This is a genomic window from Trichocoleus sp. DQ-A3 (genome assembly GCF_039961975.1).
In the GTDB taxonomy this organism is placed as follows: Bacteria; Cyanobacteriota; Cyanobacteriia; order Cyanobacteriales; family FACHB-T130; genus FACHB-T130.
In genome coordinates, this window is sequence record NZ_JAMPKC010000027.1 from 12,271 (window position 1) to 29,159 (window position 16,889).

The following is a 16,889-nucleotide window of genomic DNA, read 5'->3' on the forward strand; positions in this document are numbered from 1 at the left end:
AAAAGAAATTTTGATGCTCCAATTGGCGGTCGTTCCGCGAGTGGGTAAGAAGTTAGTTAGGGTAAGCGATCGCACACTTAAAATGCACCAGTTTTACTGTTCAGTTGGAAGTAGAGTTTTTTCAGGAATACCTAATCTTGACTTTTCTTGTATATCCTTGATTCCCGTGGGATCAAAGCCAAGGGGTATTTTATGTAATTCAGACAGTTTTTGGTCAACATAAAGAATAAACCGACTAGTTTCTGGGCGGCTAAACTCATTCGGTTTTTCTGGATCTTCACCGACAGTTGCACCAGTAGCTAAGTAGCTGCGTACTTGATTTCTGAGAGAGATATGTTGGAGATATGAATCACGACTTGCTGCACTATTATCATTGTGTCTAAATATTCCCGGTAAATCTCCAAAAAATATTACAGCACCAGACGTGATAATGAAGACATTAATTAAAGCATTATTTGCATCCTCCCATCCCTTTTTACTGATAAAAAACAAACAAATTCCCGCCACTAAAGCTGAAGCCGATGTCAGAGAAATTGATATGTAGTAGTGCTTGTAGAAAAAGACCATCATAGCCGAGTATCGATTAATACGTAACTCAAGTTGATTGAGTTGTTCGGCTAATCTCACTTTTTCAGTTGGTGTAGCATTTAAAGTTTCACCAACCGCGGTAAATTCTGCTTGAGGACCCAGCCACTCCTTCGCTTGTTTGCCTCCATACCAGTTTAGTGAAAAGTAACCAGCTCCAATTAGGGCTAACAAGCCACTTGAAATCAAGAAATGTCCCAAGAGAGTTGGTTGTTGATTCGATTTTCCCTTAAATGTTTTCCCGAAAAATTGGCGAAACATACTTTCTTTTGCCGGGGTAATGATTATCCGATTTTGGGGATTTGAGGTTTTTTCTTCCCTGGGAATTTCTAAATTATTTTCTTGTGTCATTTTATAAACTCCTGAAATCCGAGAAAGTTTTTGCAAGGGATGCGATCGCTCTTGCCAGTTCCCAAAGTTAGGGGGAGGCGATCACATTTGCCAAAACTGGAGTGTCTAGTAATAGATTCCAGCAACTAGGCATCACCAATTTCTAGTTTTCTAGAGCATTTCACAAGTCAGGTATCACAACCTGATTAACCTGACTTGTGAGTTGCATGAAATTACTTGGAGAAAATTTCTAGAAGCAATCAGAGCCTGCTTTGAACTTCTTGACGAATCTTTGCTAGACGCACTGTTTTACCCTCTTTTGCCCCCGGACAGTCAGTTGGAACCCGATCTCGATGACCGCAGATGCGAGGTAAAGGTTGTGTGCCACGATGATGTGTTGGAGTAGGTACAGGTGTCACAACATCGTTGATTCCGTGACGCTTACAAAGCAATGTACACAGAGCCACAGCTGAATTAAACTGCACGTCGGTAATTTCCTGGCTGATAAAAGAGCCGTGGAAAGCAATACCTAAGCCGTCATTAATCATGTCGTGCGCTCCCCGCTTACGTTCAGAACGACCTACGTAAACTCGACCGCTGGGCATAATGACGTAGTGATAACCAATGTCACTAAAGTCCCTTGCTATATGACCCCGCCGAATTTCGCGCATCTGTTCTGCCTCCTGAGACTGGGTAGCGCTAGCAGATATAGCCCTCATTTCTGTGTGGTGGATGGTAATGTGTTTAGCTCGCAGTAGGTCAGCAACATTTGATGGAGTTCCTTGGCTAAACCAAGCACTGCGAGAGACGATTGTAAGATCCACACTTGCTGGCTTCACATCCAGTTCAAGTTTGGCAATGTTTTGCTCAGACCCTTTTATTTCAACAAGTCGCTTACCAGATTTATGAAACAACACTGGAGCCTGCCATGTGCCACCATTAACCTTAGGACGTGCAAGTTCAAAGGTGTTATCAGCTATAAGTACAAGCTCCTCACCGTCATCGTAGCCCTCGGCTTTACCGCTCAAAGTGAAGACTTTTTCTGTTTTAATTTCTTCCGTGGGCTTTGTGATACTAAGCCGAGTCGAGTCTACACGCTTTTCCTTGGCAGGAATAACCAGAATTACTGAGTCCACACTTTCCTCGTCGAGGGAAAACTCTAGGCGACGAGTACCAGACTCCAAAAATTGAAACTCAATCTGCCAAGAACCATCTGGTTGTATAACAGTACCCGCTGCTTTAAACTTGTCATCTACGACTAGATTTACAGTTTTACCTGCCTGAGCTGAATCAGCTTTTCCATCAATTAAAAAGGACTCTCCAATTTTGATTTCCTTGGGGATGCTGGTAATTCCAATCATGGTTAAAAAACCTTAAAGTGATATTTACGTTAGAGATGCACCCAGTAAAATAAGCATGAAAATCTATTTCCCGTTTCCGGGGAGAGCAGAAGATCCTGAATTCTGACTCCTCAAGAGCTAGAAGCCATCTATAGGCGTTTTTTCAAGCCTTTTTTGGGTTTCAGGTCCAAATAAACCATCCAGTGGTTCTTCGAGTTTGTCGTGGGGATTGTGCTGGTTCCACAGGCTCTGGAAAGCCTTGACACCAAGCTTGCGAAGATCCGTACCGCCAACAAAGTCATAGTGTGGTGGATCAAATTCCCCAAGGTGCTTCCAACCGAATGTTTGCAAGGAAAGTCTCCAGCGAAAAGGATTTTGAATATCTAACGCTAGACCGCTCTCATGGTTGCTAGTACCCGGCTTGGCAACTGCTGCTATACCACATCTGCTAGGGGGACCGAAGTGAAACATCCGCCACAAAAGGAACTGGTGAGCAACGGTTCGATAAGCTGAGTTCACAACGAGTGTCTCGCCGCGAGTCTCTATGGCTTTCTTCAGTCTTGCTTTAGCTGTCGGTCCACCAACAAAGGGATTGGCAGATGAACCAAGCTTTATCAAACCTTCATCGCTCAAATCCTTAATACTGACAAGTTTGCCGGGGGCAATGACATTCAGTTGTTGAATTAGTTGTTCGTTGAGTCCCTTTAGTATTGAGCCTGAAGGGCAAGAACCAAGGTAAATTTCTTTAATTAACATGAAGTTAGCTCCCATGTAGTGTTTTCAAAACTTTCATTGTTTTTGCTTTTGGGATGTGAATTCAGAGTCAGATTCAGGCTCTACGGTAATTAAGCCCAACGCAACCAGGGTTGAGATCCCAGCAATACCATCGGCGGCCAATCCTTGACTTTCTTGGAACTCCTTAACTGCCATTTCAACGCCCTGACCAAAAAGACTATCTATAGGTCCGAGATAAAGTTCCAGTTCTTGTAATTTCTCTTGAAGCTTCTTAACCTCTGAACCTAATGACCCTATGAACAAAATCTCGATATTTGAACCTGATGACTCGACTGACAAATCCTGCATGGGTGATTCCTCCAAAAAATGAGTACAAGTTTTCAAGTGGTTAGGTTCAAGGCAGCGCGATCGCTTCCTTTCGTCCTAGACTGGTGGTCTACTGTCAGCGTGAGTGTATGAGCTGCATCTTTGGGAAAAGCAGTTAAGCGCGATCGCATCTTTCAGGCTTTCGCATTCAATGTAGGCTTGCTACAAAAAGTTCCGTCGCTCTAGGTAATATCTTTGTTGGGTACGATGGATAGATTCAGTTACAGCTATTTGATGAGAGCGAATATGCTCTGACTGTATTAGTTCTGTTTTCATATCCCTAAGAGCCGTTTGGTGCTGCTTTGCGCTCAACTTTGGCTGAATCCAAGGTAAATTAGAGAAATGGGTATAAAAAGACATCAGTTTCATGGGATTTTACCCTCAATTTGGAGGGGCTTTAACGTGCAAGAGGCTATAAATTTTCCCGATTTACAGTCAATAAATTATTGAGAGTTGCCTGGTTCAACGTAGAAAATTGTCTTCTGAAAATTCAGCAAAATACATACTCTTACTTAGCAACAGTACGGGAACGTAAATCCGCGTGACGCAACTTCTTTCAAGACATACAGCTTTGAGACAGAATCAGAGGGCGCTACTTTCGGTTGCAGCAGCTTGAACTTCTGGTCAATTAGCTCAGAATTAGTCAAAGGATCTATTTGTTCGGGTACGTAACCATTACCAACCCTGGACTCGGCTACTAATAAAGACTCAGCCTGAATACCGGCTATTCCTGCCACCGAAATACCCATCATTGCTATAAAATACAAAATGTATCGAGACGAAGCATTCCTATTTTTCTCCATAGTGGAAGTCTCTACTTGTTGATGGTTTCTTTTACAGGCGACAGGGTTAACTAAACCCATATCATCTACTACAGGTTCTCTTATAAGCTAAGAACTGTCGATACGGATAAGTTAAGGAGTTTAATGGAAGCGAATTAAGCAAAAAAAGCAGTTGGAGTAAGGCTAGAACAGAAAAGGTAAGAAAAGTTCAGGTAAGACTTGAGACGAAATATTTAAGCTTCACTATTCCATAAATTTTGAAGCTGGTACTGTCACCTAAGCTGACTGCTGGACTAACGCAGAACCTTTAAAGATATTGAAGGGTATCTGTTAGATGTAGAAGTGTAGTTGAATACACCCTTACAGTGTTGCAAGAATATGATGAAAAGGTATAATTTATGTCCTTGGCAACGACTTGAGCAGGGTAATAGATGCCCTTCAACGTCTTAATTTGGTCGGCTAACTTCAGCAGCTAGTAAAATTAACAAGGTTCGCTTGGAGAGCCAAAAGTTGACTTTCCACTTCAAAACGATCCTCAGTATGAGGACTTAGTTGTAGATAAGTCTGGAGATCCCGTGCAGCTTCTTCTAATCGTCCCAAAACGGTGAAAGCGACTGCCCGGTTCTGGTACAAATCGGGGGTATCTGGCGCTAGTGCGATCGCGCTATCCAAATCCGCCAACGCTTCCCGATACCGTTCGGCATCATAATGCAGAATGGCACGGTTTGCCAGGATTAAAGGCTGGTTGGGGTTCAGGATCAGCGCTGCACTATAATCCTGCAATGCCGCATCCGGCTGCTCTAATAACTCCAATGCTTGAGCACGACCTACCAGAGCTAAACTCTGATTGGGGTCTACATTGAGAGAAGTAGAATAGGCATCTACCGCTTCCGCCATCTGACCCATCAGTCGATAACACTGTCCCAAATTTGTCCACACCTCTGGATAGGGTGGACTCAACTCGATAGCCTTTAGGTAGTCATTTAGGGCATCGTCTAAGCGACCCATCTTAAAGAACAGGTTGCCACGCTCATTGTGATACTCAGAGTAATAGGGGTCCATCGCAATTGCGCCTGTGAAGTAGCTAATCGCTTCGTCATACGAGCAAATGGCAGCATAAACCTGGGCAATGTTGTATAGCAAGATTGACCGCTGTAGACAATGCCGATCCGGCTCTAAGTGAGTATTAAGTTGTTCGTAGGATGACCGACAGAGTTCTATAGCTTCGTGAGACTTACCTTGACGTTGCCGGATTAGTGCTAACCCATTCCGGTTCAAGGTTATCCGAAAAAGTTTCGTGTGCTTCGGCAGATCGGCTTGAGCCAGTTCTTTCAAACCTTGTTCCAGATAGGCTTCAGCCTTCGCCAAGTCACGGTTTGGAAGATAGCGGGTGTAAAGCATGGCTATCATATAGCAGCTTCGAGAGAGAAAATAGGGATCGGTCGTCTTTTTCATCACGTCCTGCAACAACTGAAAAGCCCGCACTGAATGGTTGAGAGCGATACAGCAAAGGTAAATCTCCTCAACAAGCTGTGAGTGCTTCAAGATGTCTTCTGGGCAGTCCTGCTCCATCTGGGCGAGGGCAGCCTCACCATAAACTAGACCATCCTCGTAAAAACCTCGTCTTGTATAAATAGAACAAGCCCTCATTTGATATGTCAAAGCCTTCTGTGGCTGGTCGCTAAGTAACCAATAACGGATCAACGGTGGCAGATGCTTTTCCAGCTCAATCTCATCTTCTCCCACCTGTTGTTCAAGTTCTTGAGCCAACCGTGCCATCTCCTGTTTGCATAATGGTGGAGTTGGCTCTTGAAGCTCGTTTAATTTTACACAGTGTCCCAGGTAGTTAAGATTAAACTCACGAGCCACAGTTTCACTTGCTCCAATGTCAGTAGCGATCAATAGAGTTAAATTCATCTGCTCACCGCGACGGCGCATCAGTTCAACAAAAAAGCGACGCACCAAAGTACCAGCACGGTCATAGCGATCACAGACAATTACCCAGGCAGAGTGATTGGAGCGTTGATACCAAGCTGCCACGAGATCAATGAGTCCGTGTAAAATCCTAAAAGCTCGGTCAGCTGCATAGTACCGCACCCGATCTTCTTCTGGAACCGCCTCTGTCAAAGCAAAATGCCTTACTGATATCGTTCGCCGCAAAGTCGGTAAAACATGAACCAACTCATAATCATGCTTGGTAATTATATCTGGTGCGTGGAGTTGTATTTGTGGCAATAAATTGCTTAACAGGTCGTTCACTCCCGCCCAAAGACCACCCTCATCCCGGTCGCATGATAAAAACCAGGTAGCAGCCCCACTATATTGGATATCCTTTAGCCATTGCTGCATGCGATCGCGACGGGACTGACCGGGTTCTGCCTCTAGTAGAATTACTTGACCTCTCTGCTTAGAGAAATGCGTCGGTAAGCTATTTTGCCATTCCATAAACGTTCACCTCTGCAATATACGAAAACTGCGAATCCAAAGCCAAAAACCGAGACCCTGGGGGGTCAAAACAAGAAACGCCATCAATAACGCATCAACAAAAGCGTAAGGATTGGCTTGATATCCAGCATTTAAAACCCCAAAAATCACCAAATAGTAGTGCCAAATCAGCGGGATGGTAATAAACAATAGAGACCATAAAGCTGCAATGCGACCCACGAGCCACAATAGTGCATACGAACGAATCACGCGCCTCTCTCCTACGGGGATGTGAGACTGATCTACCCTGCGGAGCGAACCACAGATCCTCGCGAACTGATTACCGAGAAATACCTCTGTATCTTTCATCAGACTCCTGCATTGGAAGAAATTAGCAATGACGAAATAGAAATCTGTCCGCACAAATAAGTAGCACTGCCAGAGTAAGCGCATCAGGTAAGTTAACAACATGGCTCGACTCAGTTGGAAAACCACCGGATGCAGCATGACCCATCCGCGATCTTGAGCAAAAAGAACCAGAACAAGGACAGCAGCGGAGGTAGCGTCTAGCAACGAACCTGCTAGAAATGGTAAGTAGCGCTGATTTCTGGGGACACCCCAAATTCCTGTCATGTCTGTTTCTGCTACCAAATACCACATTCGATTACTGATACCGAGCCGGGAGGAGACATCAATAGCCCGAGCCGCCACTAAATGAGCCATTTCATGTAGAAAGAGCGTAAAGTAGTTAATCAGGAGCAGAACCAAACGTATGAGTGTGAAGTTCTCTTTGAAAAAGTAAGCATCCCATCCGGGAACAATCGAGAAATCGAGGGTGATCGCGACTAACGCTAAGCCAATGAGGACACCACAACTAATTAATATGTGGCGGCTGAATACTCGTCGGGCTAGGGAGCGTGGGAAGTTGGCAAAGTGAAAGCGAGCCGGAGTAGGTTTTGTCCTGCGTAGTCTAGAAGTGGTTTTAATTACTGAGTGGGATTGAACTGCTTTATCCTTTAAATAGGGTTGAACAAATCCTTTCTGCTCCAGAATGCCCAGTAAATCTTCTAAATCAGGAACTTCACCGTACTTCTGCTGATAAAGTGACTGTGCCTCACCCACCGTCTTGCCTTTCGCTAGATCATCCAGCAACTCTACGGCATCAGGCGGCAATACTATGAAAACAACAGTATCTGAGCGTCCGATAATAACTTCTTTGCCTTCAGATTGCCGTGTAAACGGATAAACCGTCACACGAGTATCAGCTGTATAACTACTCATAAGCACCTTCATTGGAAGTAGTTGAACTCGCTATACAAATAGCGAGTTCAAGCTGAACACCTAAGCTAGACTCTTGAACAATTAGTTATAGCTAGGAGCTGTCGTCTTCAGGGTTTCAGCTTCGCGGACTACGAACTTCTTCATTGAGGTCAGGTTTTGCTTGTTGGTGGGTTTGATAGATTTCATGGATTTCATTTCCTTTGTGTGGCTTTTCGTTGGTTCTATGGCAAGATAAAGCTTGCTTTTGATTGGAAAGTAGCCGCTCTCGTTATGCAGATAGCGAGAGCGAACTGAACACCTAAACTAGACTAAAATCCTCTAGGCACTTAGCCTCTTGAAGAACTAGTTATAGGTAGGAGCTGTGGTCTTGACGGTTTCAGCTTCACGGACTACGAACTTCTTCATGGATCTTAGGTCTTGCTTATTGATGGGTTTGATGGATTTCATGGATTTCATCTCCTTTGTTTTAGATTGTTGTCGGTTCAAATGCTTAGTGAAAATTGCTTGTGAACCGTTATTAATAGGTTCTTCTAAAAACTAAATCATGTCGATACTGATAAGGTCAGGAGTTTTACAGTAGTCAATCAAGTTGGAAAAAGCAGTTAAATTTAGTTTGGTTAAGAAAAGTTCAGAAAAAGTCAGGTTATACTGAAGAACAAATTTTGAGATTATTACCACCAGTGTTAATAAATGAACCTTGAGGAAATATTAAATTTTGTAGATGTAGCAGTCTTTGCCAAAATGAAAAGACATCTGAAAGATGTTGAAGTAGCTATTCTCAGGGGAGCGTGGCAAGGTCAGAATTATGAAGAGATTGCCGAAGTTTATGGCTACTCGGCTAAATACCTAAAGCAAGACATTGGTCCCAAGCTATGGCAACTACTTTCAGAAGCATTGGGGGAAAAGGTGAGTAAAACGAATTTTCAGGCAGCACTGGAGAGGCGACACGCACAGCTAGAAGCAGTCCCACAGCCTCAAGCACCCATAGCTTCTGAAAAAGAACCAGAAGTAGAGGAAACGACATTCAAAAAACCTGATGAAGTAACATTTGAAGACGTTCAAGCTCATCCTCACCAAGATTGGGGTGAGGCACCTGATGTATCAATTTTCTATGGTCGCACTGATGAACTTGCCACCCTCACGCAATGGACAGTGCAAGACCGCTGTCGCTTAGTGACGCTGTTGGGTATGGGAGGCATTGGCAAAACCGCTGTTGCTGTTAAACTGGCTTCGCAGATTCAGAACCAGTTTGAGTACCTAATTTGGCGGAGTCTGCGTCATGCACCACCCTTACTTGCAACACTGGCTGAGCTGAACGCATTTCTCACCAACGAACCAGAAACAGAGATACCAGCAACAGTAGAAGGTCAAATCTCGCGCTTGCTCAACAGCTTACGCGATCGCCGTTGTTTGCTAATCTTGGACGATTGGGAAATGGTGCTGCGCGGTGGAGACATCGCCGGGTACTATCGAGAAGGTTATGAAGGATACGGTCAGCTAATCAAGCGAGTAGGAGAGGAACGCCACCAAAGCTGTCTGTTGCTACTAAGCCGGGAAAAACCCGTAGAAATCGCTTCCCTAGCAGGCGAAGCCCTACCTGTCCGCGCCTTACAAATCAAAGGTTTAAAAACAGCAGACGCTAAAAAACTATTGGCAACAAAAGGTTTCTCTGGTTCAGAGAACGGTTTAGACGAACTGGTTCAAATATACCGAGGTCATCCCGTCGCGCTAAAAATTATTGCGACAACCATTCAAGAGTTATTTAATAGTAATATCGTTGAATTTATCGGACAGAGTTCCTTAGTCATTGGCGATATTTTTTCTAATCTTCTCAATCAACACTTTGAGCGATTTTCAGATTTAGGAAAATCGATTATGTATTGGCTGGCAATTGAACGTAAGCCAGTTTCACTCTCTCAACTAAAAGCAAACTTATGTGTATCAGTTTCCACCTCTGAATTACTGGCGGTGCTAGAATCCTTGGGGAGGCGATCGCTAATCGAAAAAGAACTTTCCTCAACTGGCAGTACGCAGTTATTCACCCTCCAGCCTGTGGTGATGAAGTATGTCACCAACGAATTCATCGAACAAATTTGCCAAGATATCATTGAAGGGCTGAAAGCCACGCCCGTCGAGAAACTAGGACTGCTCAGAAGCCATGCTCTAGTCAAAGACCAGGAGCCTGACGACATCAAAGCCATCCAAGAACGTCTCATCATCAAACGGATTCAGGAGCGTCTACGCAATACCTTACTAGATGCAAGCGGGATGGAAGTGCAGCTAAGGAACTTTCTCTCAAAGCTGCGCGAATATCCTCCCGAAGCAATCGGATACGCACAAGACAATCTACTTAAGCTGCTAAGAGAAAACTAGAAATGATTGCAGCCGCCACGATTCGTCCAGGAATATTGCTTCAAGGTCGCTATCGAGTTGTCCGTCAGATAGGCGGCGGTGGCTTCGGTCAGATTTTTGAAGTGGATGATGGCGGGGAAGCAAAAGTATTGAAAGTTCTTTCTTTAGAACGTTTCAACAACCCAATAATCAAAAACAAGGCAATCGTCTTATTTCAGCGGGAAGCCGAATTTTTAAGCCGAATACGGCATCCCGGCATTCCCCGTGTAGAGCCAGATGGGTATTTTACTTGGTCAGGAGCCAGTAGCGAACCGTTGCACTGCTTGGTAATGGAGAAAATAGCAGGTTGCAACTTACAAGAGTGGCTGTTGGCAAGGAGCAATCAACCCATTACCACAGAAGAAGCTCGCACATGGTTAACCCAACTCCTAGAAATCCTGCAACAGCTGCATCAGCAACAGTATTTCCATCGGGATATCAAACTATCCAACATCATGCTCAGACCTCAGGGGCAGCTGGTACTGGTTGATTTTGGTGCTGTCCGGGAAGTTACACAAAGCTATCTGCAACAACAAAAGGGAAACGAGACAGGCACCGTAATTATTTCCGCAGGTTACACGCCCCCAGAGCAAGCGGAAGGACGTGCAGTGCCGCAGTCCGATTTTTTTGCCTTGGGGCGCACTTTTGTCTATTTGCTTACCGGGAAACCTCCTCTCGACTTCCCCAAAAATCCTCAAACTGGTGAGTTGATTTGGCGCGACCAAGCGCCCCAAGTTTCGCCGCAGCTGGCGGGCTTAATCGAGCGCATGATGGCTCCCTTTCCCGGACAGCGACCTCAAAATTCCGAGAAAATATTACAGTATCTTGCAGAAATTGAGCAAAATTCACACTTTCGTTGGCGGAACCTTATACAGTCGTTACCAGGCATTCGCTCTCTAGACGAGCAGCCCACTAGCCTAAACGACAAGGTAAGCCTGCGCTACAACCCTTGGTTTCAGTTGACTCTAGCTGGCTTGCTGTTGCTTGGAGGCATCAACTTGTGGAAATCGTCACCCGACATAGCGTTTACCCTTAATAGTCAAGGAGCTGCCAATTACAAGACAGGTCGCTTAAAGACTGCCGAATTCTACTACCGATTAGCTCTCATTTTTAACCAAAAGATGGCAGAACCTCAATATAATCTGGGGGTGCTTTATGAAGACCAGCAAAAGCCTAAGCAAGCTCGTGCTGCCTACGAGATAGCTGTGCAGGAGGATTTCGATAGAGCTTACAACAATCTGGCACGATTGTATATTTTGGACAAACAACACACAAAAGCGGTGCCTCTGCTGCAAAAGGGCTTGCTACTCGCCTACGATGACAAAGCCAAATATGCCATACTTAAAAACCTTGGCTGGGCGCAACTAGAACTAGGGCGTTACCAAGAGGCTCAAACTTACCTCCAAAAGGCAATTGACGTATTTAGCGATAAAGCTGCTGCTTACTGTCTCAAAGCCCAAGTTTTAGAACGCCAAGGAAACCAGCAAGCGTCTCTCCCCGCTTGGGGAAACTGCCTCAAATACGGCAAGGAAAACAACCTCGATGAAAAGCGGTGGATGAGTCTTGCACCGCCAGCTTTGAGAATTCAAAGGACTCAGCGATGAAGTGTATTGCTAGATTAAAAAACTTGAAAGTAAAAAGTAGAAAAGCCAATATTTTCCTTTGGTTTTTTGCTGTTTTATTATTGCCTTTAATGTTGGCAGCACCGCCAAATGTCGGCTCAGCACACTCTAGGGAAAGCCGCTGGGAGGGCGTCAAAAGCCCCAATCGGACTGAGGTACTACTCGCTCACAATTGTAGACGCGGTGAGACGGCTGACCCTCGCGGTCCTCTCGACCCACTGATTCCTTATGTCATTAGTCCCCGCCGCAGCTTGCTGTTGAGCGATAAGCCGAAGCTGCGCTGGAATGCCGTTCCTGGTGCCAGTCGCTACACTGTCAGCTTGGTGAAGGGCGAAAAAATGATTTGGGAAACGACAGCGAGCGCCACTGAGGTCGTGTATCCTGGAGAACCACCGTTGGAACCGGGAAGTGACTATTTGTTAGTTATCAAAGCTGACAATGGTAGGTCTTCCCAGGAGGAAGAATTACCCGCACGAGGATTTAGGCTATTGCCTGCGGCTGAGGCTCAAGTTGTAAAAACAGCGATCGCGCAACTAAATAATCAACAAGTTACGGATAAAGTTAAAGCCTTGCAGAGTGCTTATCTTTACATCGGGTCAGACCTGAAATCCGAGGCCATTGAGACCTTGGAAGCATTAATAGCTGGTGGTACTCAGGAAGCAACGATTTACCGCAGGCTTGGGGATCTCTACTGGCGAGGGGGAGTGACTTTGCTGGCTGAGAGCAACTACTTAGAAGCTGTAAAAAAAGCGACAGATGCTAAGGATGTTGAGGAGCAAGCGCAGATTTCAGCGACGTTGGGAGATTTTTATGTAGCGATCGGCGAGGAACAAGAAGCGATTCGCTGGTTAACTCAAGCACGAGACAGCTATAAATCTTTGGGTAACACCCAAAGGATAAAGGAACTGGACAGACAGATACAAGAACTGAAATCTGCATTGTAACAATGCTTAAAGTTTTTCGGAATGTTCATTTTATTGATGTAGATAAGAAAGCAGTCAGATCAAGTTGATATCAAAGTTAGACCAAAAATTACGATGATGTCTCAAATATTCATATTTTGCAGTTGGTTTTCGGCAATGGAAAGTAGAACCTCACTATACTTACTTCCAGCCTGACTTAGGAGCCTGAATAAAAGCTCCCAGCGATAGATGATTGCATCAATTTTTAGGAGACCCTCAAATGAGTACTGAAACAACTTCTCAATTCTCTGATGATTCAAAAGCTCCGCTTGAAATTTCTGCAAAGGACATAGCAGATCAACTATTAAATCAAGGTTTTCAGCAGTTAGAGAAATATGACTTTGAGGCAGCACTAAAGTCTGGTCAAGCGGCTTTAGCTATCTATCGAGACATTAGCGATTACCTCGGTGAAGCTTGTGCTTTAAACAATATTGGAAATCTGTCTCATTACCAAGCAGTGCAATTTTATAGTGAAGAAATTTTTCAGGAATTTGAGATTAAAGCGAAAGAAACAACCAAATCAAATTTAGAAAAAACTGTAAATTCGGAACCAAACTGGTTTATACCTGGTTTGCAGGGACATATTTTAATCTACGGTGAGGTTCCAGATGGCAACCAACCCATACAGCCACCCCCTACCGATCCTCCTTCGGTAAAGTATGTAGCAGCACGGCTGTTAGAGCAAAGTCGCAAGCATTATGAGAAAAAAGAATTTCAGGCGGCGTCACAGTTTTGCCAAGAAGCACTAACCATCTATCAAGAAATTGGCGATCGCCTGTGGGAAGCTTGCGCTCTTAATAATCTGGGAAGCATCTATCATAGCCAAGCAGAAGCATTTTACTCGCAAGCTATGAATATTTGCCCTAAAGATGCTCCAGCAGGGGCAGAGGAAAGCAAAAGGAATTTAGAAGAATCTGTACAGTCTCCCCCAGGTTGGTTCATACCAAGTACAGACACAATTAAAGGCACAAGAATTAAAATGTCCCGTGGTCCTAGACCTTTCAAGAAACCCAATACCGATCCTCCCAGTCACACACCAGTTGGTCAAAACAACAAATCAATAAATCTCTAAGAATTCATCTTTTTTGAAAAGGCAAAGCAGTTGTTGAAAGTTTGTTTGCACGTAAAAAGTGGCGGGATTGTATTTAACATCAACTTTTCTGTTTTTCTCTCTAATTATCCTGAATTCTCCTCGCGTTATGGCATCACATCCTGGGACGCCAGAAACGCTCTTCCAGGTACAAACTACCCAACAACATAAAACTAACGCAGAGCGGCTATTTCAAGAGGGAACCGAGCAATTAGATAACGGTCAGTTACAAGAAGCTTTGAAAACATTTGTACGGGTTTTAGAGCTTCGTAGAAATGTTGGAGAACGTGCAGAAGAGGGGGAGACTCTCCACAAAATTGGTGTAGTCTACCACCGTCTCAGTCAGTATCAGGAAGCACTAAAGTTTTATCTACAAGCGTTAGTAATTCGGAGGGAAGTTGGTGATACTAGAGGCGAAGCAATTACCCTGCACAATCTTGGAGAAGTATATCGTTTATCTGGTCAATACCAGCAGGCGCTAGAGACACTACAGCAAGCTCTAACCATTCGCCGAGAAGTCGGTGACAAGGCAGGCGTTGGTAGCACTCTCAATCATATTGCCGCAGTCTACTACAACCTGGGCGAATATTATCGGGCGCTGGAATTTTATGAACAAGCTTTGACTATTCGTCGAGAAGTTAGTGACAAGGCTGGTGAAGGACGTAGCCTCAATGGTATGGCATTGGTTTATGACAATTTAGGTTACTATTCTCGTGCCTTACAATTTTATCAGCAAGCTTTAGCGATTTTCCAATTGTTAGGCAATCCTATTGATAAGGCACGTCTGCTTGATAATATCGGGTCAACTTACTTTGCATTAGGTGAATATTCGCAAGCGCTAAATTTTTATCAGCAAGCTTTAGATATTTATAGAAAAATTGGAAATAAGGAGAGCATTGGCACGAGCTTGCATAACGTTGGTTTAGCTTACGATCTATTAGGCCAGTATTCACAAGCATTGGCGTTTTATCAACAAGCTTTAGCAATTAGCAAAGAGGTTAGTGACTTAACAGCCGTTGCGAACATCCTTAACAATCTGGGCTTGCTTTACCAGCAGTTAGGTAAGTATTCTCAAGCAATAGATGTGCTTGAACAAGCGTTATTAACTTTTCAAGAGCTTGGTAATCGTGCGGATGTTGGCGAAACTCTCGATAGCCTTGGCACAGTTTATCAAAGTCTCGGTCAATATTCTCAAGCGTTAGATTTATATCAGCAAGCGTTAGCGATTCGCAAAGATGTGGGCGAGCGCCCTGGTGAAAGGCTGACCCTCAGCAATATTGGCGATGTACTGGCAAAGCAAAATCAGCCAGAGTTAGCGATTGTTTTCTACAAACAATCGGTCAACGTCACCGAAGCGATTCGCAATGACCTGCGATCACTACCTGTTGCACAACAGCAATCCTACACCGCCACCATTGCCGATACCTATCGCCGTCTTGCTGACCTGTTGCTGCAACAAGACCGAGTGCTAGAAGCACAACAAGTCCTTGATTTACTCAAAGTTCAAGAAATAGACGATTATTTGCGAAATGTGCGAGGCAACGAACAAACAGCCCAAGGCATTCCATTAACGTCTCAAGAACAGCGAATCCGAGACAGCTACAATAATGACATTTTGAACCGAGAAATTCAATTAGGCAGAGAACTCGCCAAATTGCAAAATATTCCTCGCTCCAACCGAACCCCCGAACAGCAACAGCAACTCGAAAAGCTGACGTTAATTCAACAAGAGATAAAACGAAAATTCATCGAATTTATTAACTCACCTGAAGTTGTCGCCTTTGTGCAGCAACTCAGTGCCGTTGCTAGAGAAAGTCTCAAGTTAGAGCAGCTCGATACCTTAAACATAGACATCTTGCAGCATCTGGAGCCAAAGGCAGTGCTACTTTATCCTTTGATTTTAGAAGACCGCTTGGAACTGGTACTGACGGCTCCTGATGCTCGTCCAATTCATCGCACCGTTACAGTCAAAAAGAAAGACCTGAATCAGGCGATTGTGGAATTCCGTGATGCTTTAGAAAAGCCCGACTTGGATGCTACAGTTCCAGCACTTAAGCTGTATAACTGGCTAATAAAGCCAATAGAAAAAGACCTCGCTCAAGCAGAAGCAAAAAGCATCATTTACGCCCCTGATGGACAGTTGCGTTACGTTCCCCTAGCTGCTTTGTATGACGGCAAACAATGGTTAGTGCAGCGCTTCCGCATTAACAATATCACTGCCATGAGCCTGACCAAATTCACTACTCAACACTTGTCCCAGCCCCAAATTCTGGCAGGTGCCTTTGCTACAGGTCGTCACAACTTTACGCTGAGGTCTACTCGTTACGGCTTCTCTGGATTGAAATTTGCTGGGGTTGAGGTGGAAAATTTAGCTGCCATGATGCCAGGAACGACGAAGTTGTTAGACCGTGAGTTTAGCCGTGAAGCAACAATTCCCCGTTTGAACGACTACACTATTGTGCATCTGGCGACTCATGCCATGTTTGTCGCCGGAGAGCCGGAAGATTCATTTATTTTGCTCGGTGATGGCAAGCTAATTACCCTGCGCGACATTCAAGTCTGGACATTGCCCAATGTAGATTTAGTGGTACTGAGTGCCTGCGAAACCGCGACTAGTGGCAAATCGGGCAATGGGGAAGAAATTCTGGGTTTTGGCTACCAGATGCAGAAAACCGGGGCAAAAGCAGCGATCGCTTCCTTATGGAAAGTGGACGATGGCGGCACGCAAGTGTTGATGAGTGCCTTTTATGCGGCGTTGCAGCCAGGGAAGATTACGAGAGCCGAAGCCTTGCAAAGAGCGCAAGTAGCGCTAATTACAGGCGACGACTCAGCACTAGGTCAAACTCAGGGTAAAGCAGTCCAGCAACGCGCTCGCAGTAACCTGCCGCCAGAGGTTGCAAATCGCTTAAGTCATCCCCATTACTGGGCACCGTTTATCCTGATTGGCAATGGTCTGTGAGTCGTCGATAACGCGATGAACT

At 44.7% G+C, this 16,889-nt stretch carries 11 protein-coding genes; 5 read left to right on the forward strand and 6 right to left on the reverse strand.

The annotated features are described in order from the left end of the window. Positions 1-93: 93 nt before the first annotated feature. The 6 genes from NDI44_RS24360 to NDI44_RS24385 form a co-directional block, all read right to left on the reverse strand. On the reverse strand, positions 94-936 hold the full coding sequence (locus tag NDI44_RS24360; protein WP_190414196.1) for a hypothetical protein: 843 nt from the start codon (positions 934-936) through the stop codon (positions 94-96). 239 nt (positions 937-1,175) lie between these two features. Then, positions 1,176-2,276 (reverse strand): peptidoglycan recognition family protein, encoded by a 1,101-nt coding sequence (locus NDI44_RS24365; protein WP_190414198.1) that lies wholly within the window; start codon positions 2,274-2,276, stop codon positions 1,176-1,178. A 117-nt stretch (positions 2,277-2,393) separates the two neighbouring features. Further along, positions 2,394-3,011, reverse strand: a complete 618-nt coding sequence (locus NDI44_RS24370; RefSeq protein ID WP_190414200.1) for a M15 family metallopeptidase — start codon at positions 3,009-3,011, stop codon at positions 2,394-2,396. A gap of 33 nt (positions 3,012-3,044) precedes the next feature. Further along, positions 3,045-3,338, reverse strand: a complete 294-nt coding sequence (locus NDI44_RS24375; protein ID WP_190414202.1) for a peptidoglycan-binding domain-containing protein — start codon at positions 3,336-3,338, stop codon at positions 3,045-3,047. Positions 3,339-4,603: 1,265 nt separating this feature from the next. Beyond that, positions 4,604-6,583, reverse strand: coding sequence for a tetratricopeptide repeat protein (locus tag NDI44_RS24380; protein WP_190414206.1), 1,980 nt, complete (start codon positions 6,581-6,583; stop codon positions 4,604-4,606). A 6-nt stretch (positions 6,584-6,589) separates the two neighbouring features. Beyond that, positions 6,590-7,843 carry a hypothetical protein gene (locus NDI44_RS24385; RefSeq protein WP_190414208.1) on the reverse strand — a complete coding sequence of 418 codons (1,254 nt, stop codon included), beginning with the start codon at positions 7,841-7,843 and terminating at the stop codon, positions 6,590-6,592. A gap of 741 nt (positions 7,844-8,584) precedes the next feature. Between NDI44_RS24385 and NDI44_RS24390 the strand changes: the two genes are divergently transcribed. The 5 genes from NDI44_RS24390 to NDI44_RS24410 all read left to right on the forward strand — a co-directional run bounded on the left by NDI44_RS24390 (position 8,585) and on the right by NDI44_RS24410 (position 16,867). Further along, positions 8,585-10,216, forward strand: a complete 1,632-nt coding sequence (locus NDI44_RS24390) for an NB-ARC domain-containing protein (protein ID WP_348235325.1) — start codon at positions 8,585-8,587, stop codon at positions 10,214-10,216. A gap of 2 nt (positions 10,217-10,218) precedes the next feature. After that, positions 10,219-11,838 carry a serine/threonine-protein kinase gene (locus NDI44_RS24395; RefSeq protein WP_190414211.1) on the forward strand — a complete coding sequence of 540 codons (1,620 nt, stop codon included), beginning with the start codon at positions 10,219-10,221 and terminating at the stop codon, positions 11,836-11,838. Next, positions 11,835-12,800, forward strand: a complete 966-nt coding sequence (locus NDI44_RS24400) for a tetratricopeptide repeat protein (RefSeq protein WP_190414213.1) — start codon at positions 11,835-11,837, stop codon at positions 12,798-12,800. Before NDI44_RS24395 ends, NDI44_RS24400 begins: the two co-directional genes overlap by 4 nt. A gap of 238 nt (positions 12,801-13,038) precedes the next feature. Further along, positions 13,039-13,890 (forward strand): tetratricopeptide repeat protein, encoded by an 852-nt coding sequence (locus NDI44_RS24405; RefSeq protein ID WP_190414215.1) that lies wholly within the window; start codon positions 13,039-13,041, stop codon positions 13,888-13,890. 127 nt (positions 13,891-14,017) lie between these two features. Then, positions 14,018-16,867, forward strand: coding sequence for a tetratricopeptide repeat protein (locus NDI44_RS24410; RefSeq protein WP_190414217.1), 2,850 nt, complete (start codon positions 14,018-14,020; stop codon positions 16,865-16,867). Positions 16,868-16,889 lie beyond the last annotated feature (22 nt).

What these genes read in the sequence shown, in the direction of transcription:
- NDI44_RS24370 (WP_190414200.1), bottom strand. Translation starts at nt 3,011, where the DNA reads ATGTTAATTAAAGAAATTTACCTTGGTTCTTGCCCTTCAGGCTCAATA.
- NDI44_RS24360 (WP_190414196.1), bottom strand. Translation starts at nt 936, where the DNA reads ATGACACAAGAAAATAATTTAGAAATTCCCAGGGAAGAAAAAACCTCA.
- NDI44_RS24395 (WP_190414211.1), top strand. Translation starts at nt 10,219, where the DNA reads ATGATTGCAGCCGCCACGATTCGTCCAGGAATATTGCTTCAAGGTCGC.
- NDI44_RS24380 (WP_190414206.1), bottom strand. Translation starts at nt 6,583, where the DNA reads ATGGAATGGCAAAATAGCTTACCGACGCATTTCTCTAAGCAGAGAGGT.
- NDI44_RS24405 (WP_190414215.1), top strand. Translation starts at nt 13,039, where the DNA reads ATGAGTACTGAAACAACTTCTCAATTCTCTGATGATTCAAAAGCTCCG.
- NDI44_RS24375 (WP_190414202.1), bottom strand. Translation starts at nt 3,338, where the DNA reads ATGCAGGATTTGTCAGTCGAGTCATCAGGTTCAAATATCGAGATTTTG.
- NDI44_RS24410 (WP_190414217.1), top strand. Translation starts at nt 14,018, where the DNA reads ATGGCATCACATCCTGGGACGCCAGAAACGCTCTTCCAGGTACAAACT.
- NDI44_RS24365 (WP_190414198.1), bottom strand. Translation starts at nt 2,276, where the DNA reads ATGATTGGAATTACCAGCATCCCCAAGGAAATCAAAATTGGAGAGTCC.
- NDI44_RS24390 (WP_348235325.1), top strand. Translation starts at nt 8,585, where the DNA reads ATGAAAAGACATCTGAAAGATGTTGAAGTAGCTATTCTCAGGGGAGCG.
- NDI44_RS24400 (WP_190414213.1), top strand. Translation starts at nt 11,835, where the DNA reads ATGAAGTGTATTGCTAGATTAAAAAACTTGAAAGTAAAAAGTAGAAAA.
- NDI44_RS24385 (WP_190414208.1), bottom strand. Translation starts at nt 7,843, where the DNA reads ATGAGTAGTTATACAGCTGATACTCGTGTGACGGTTTATCCGTTTACA.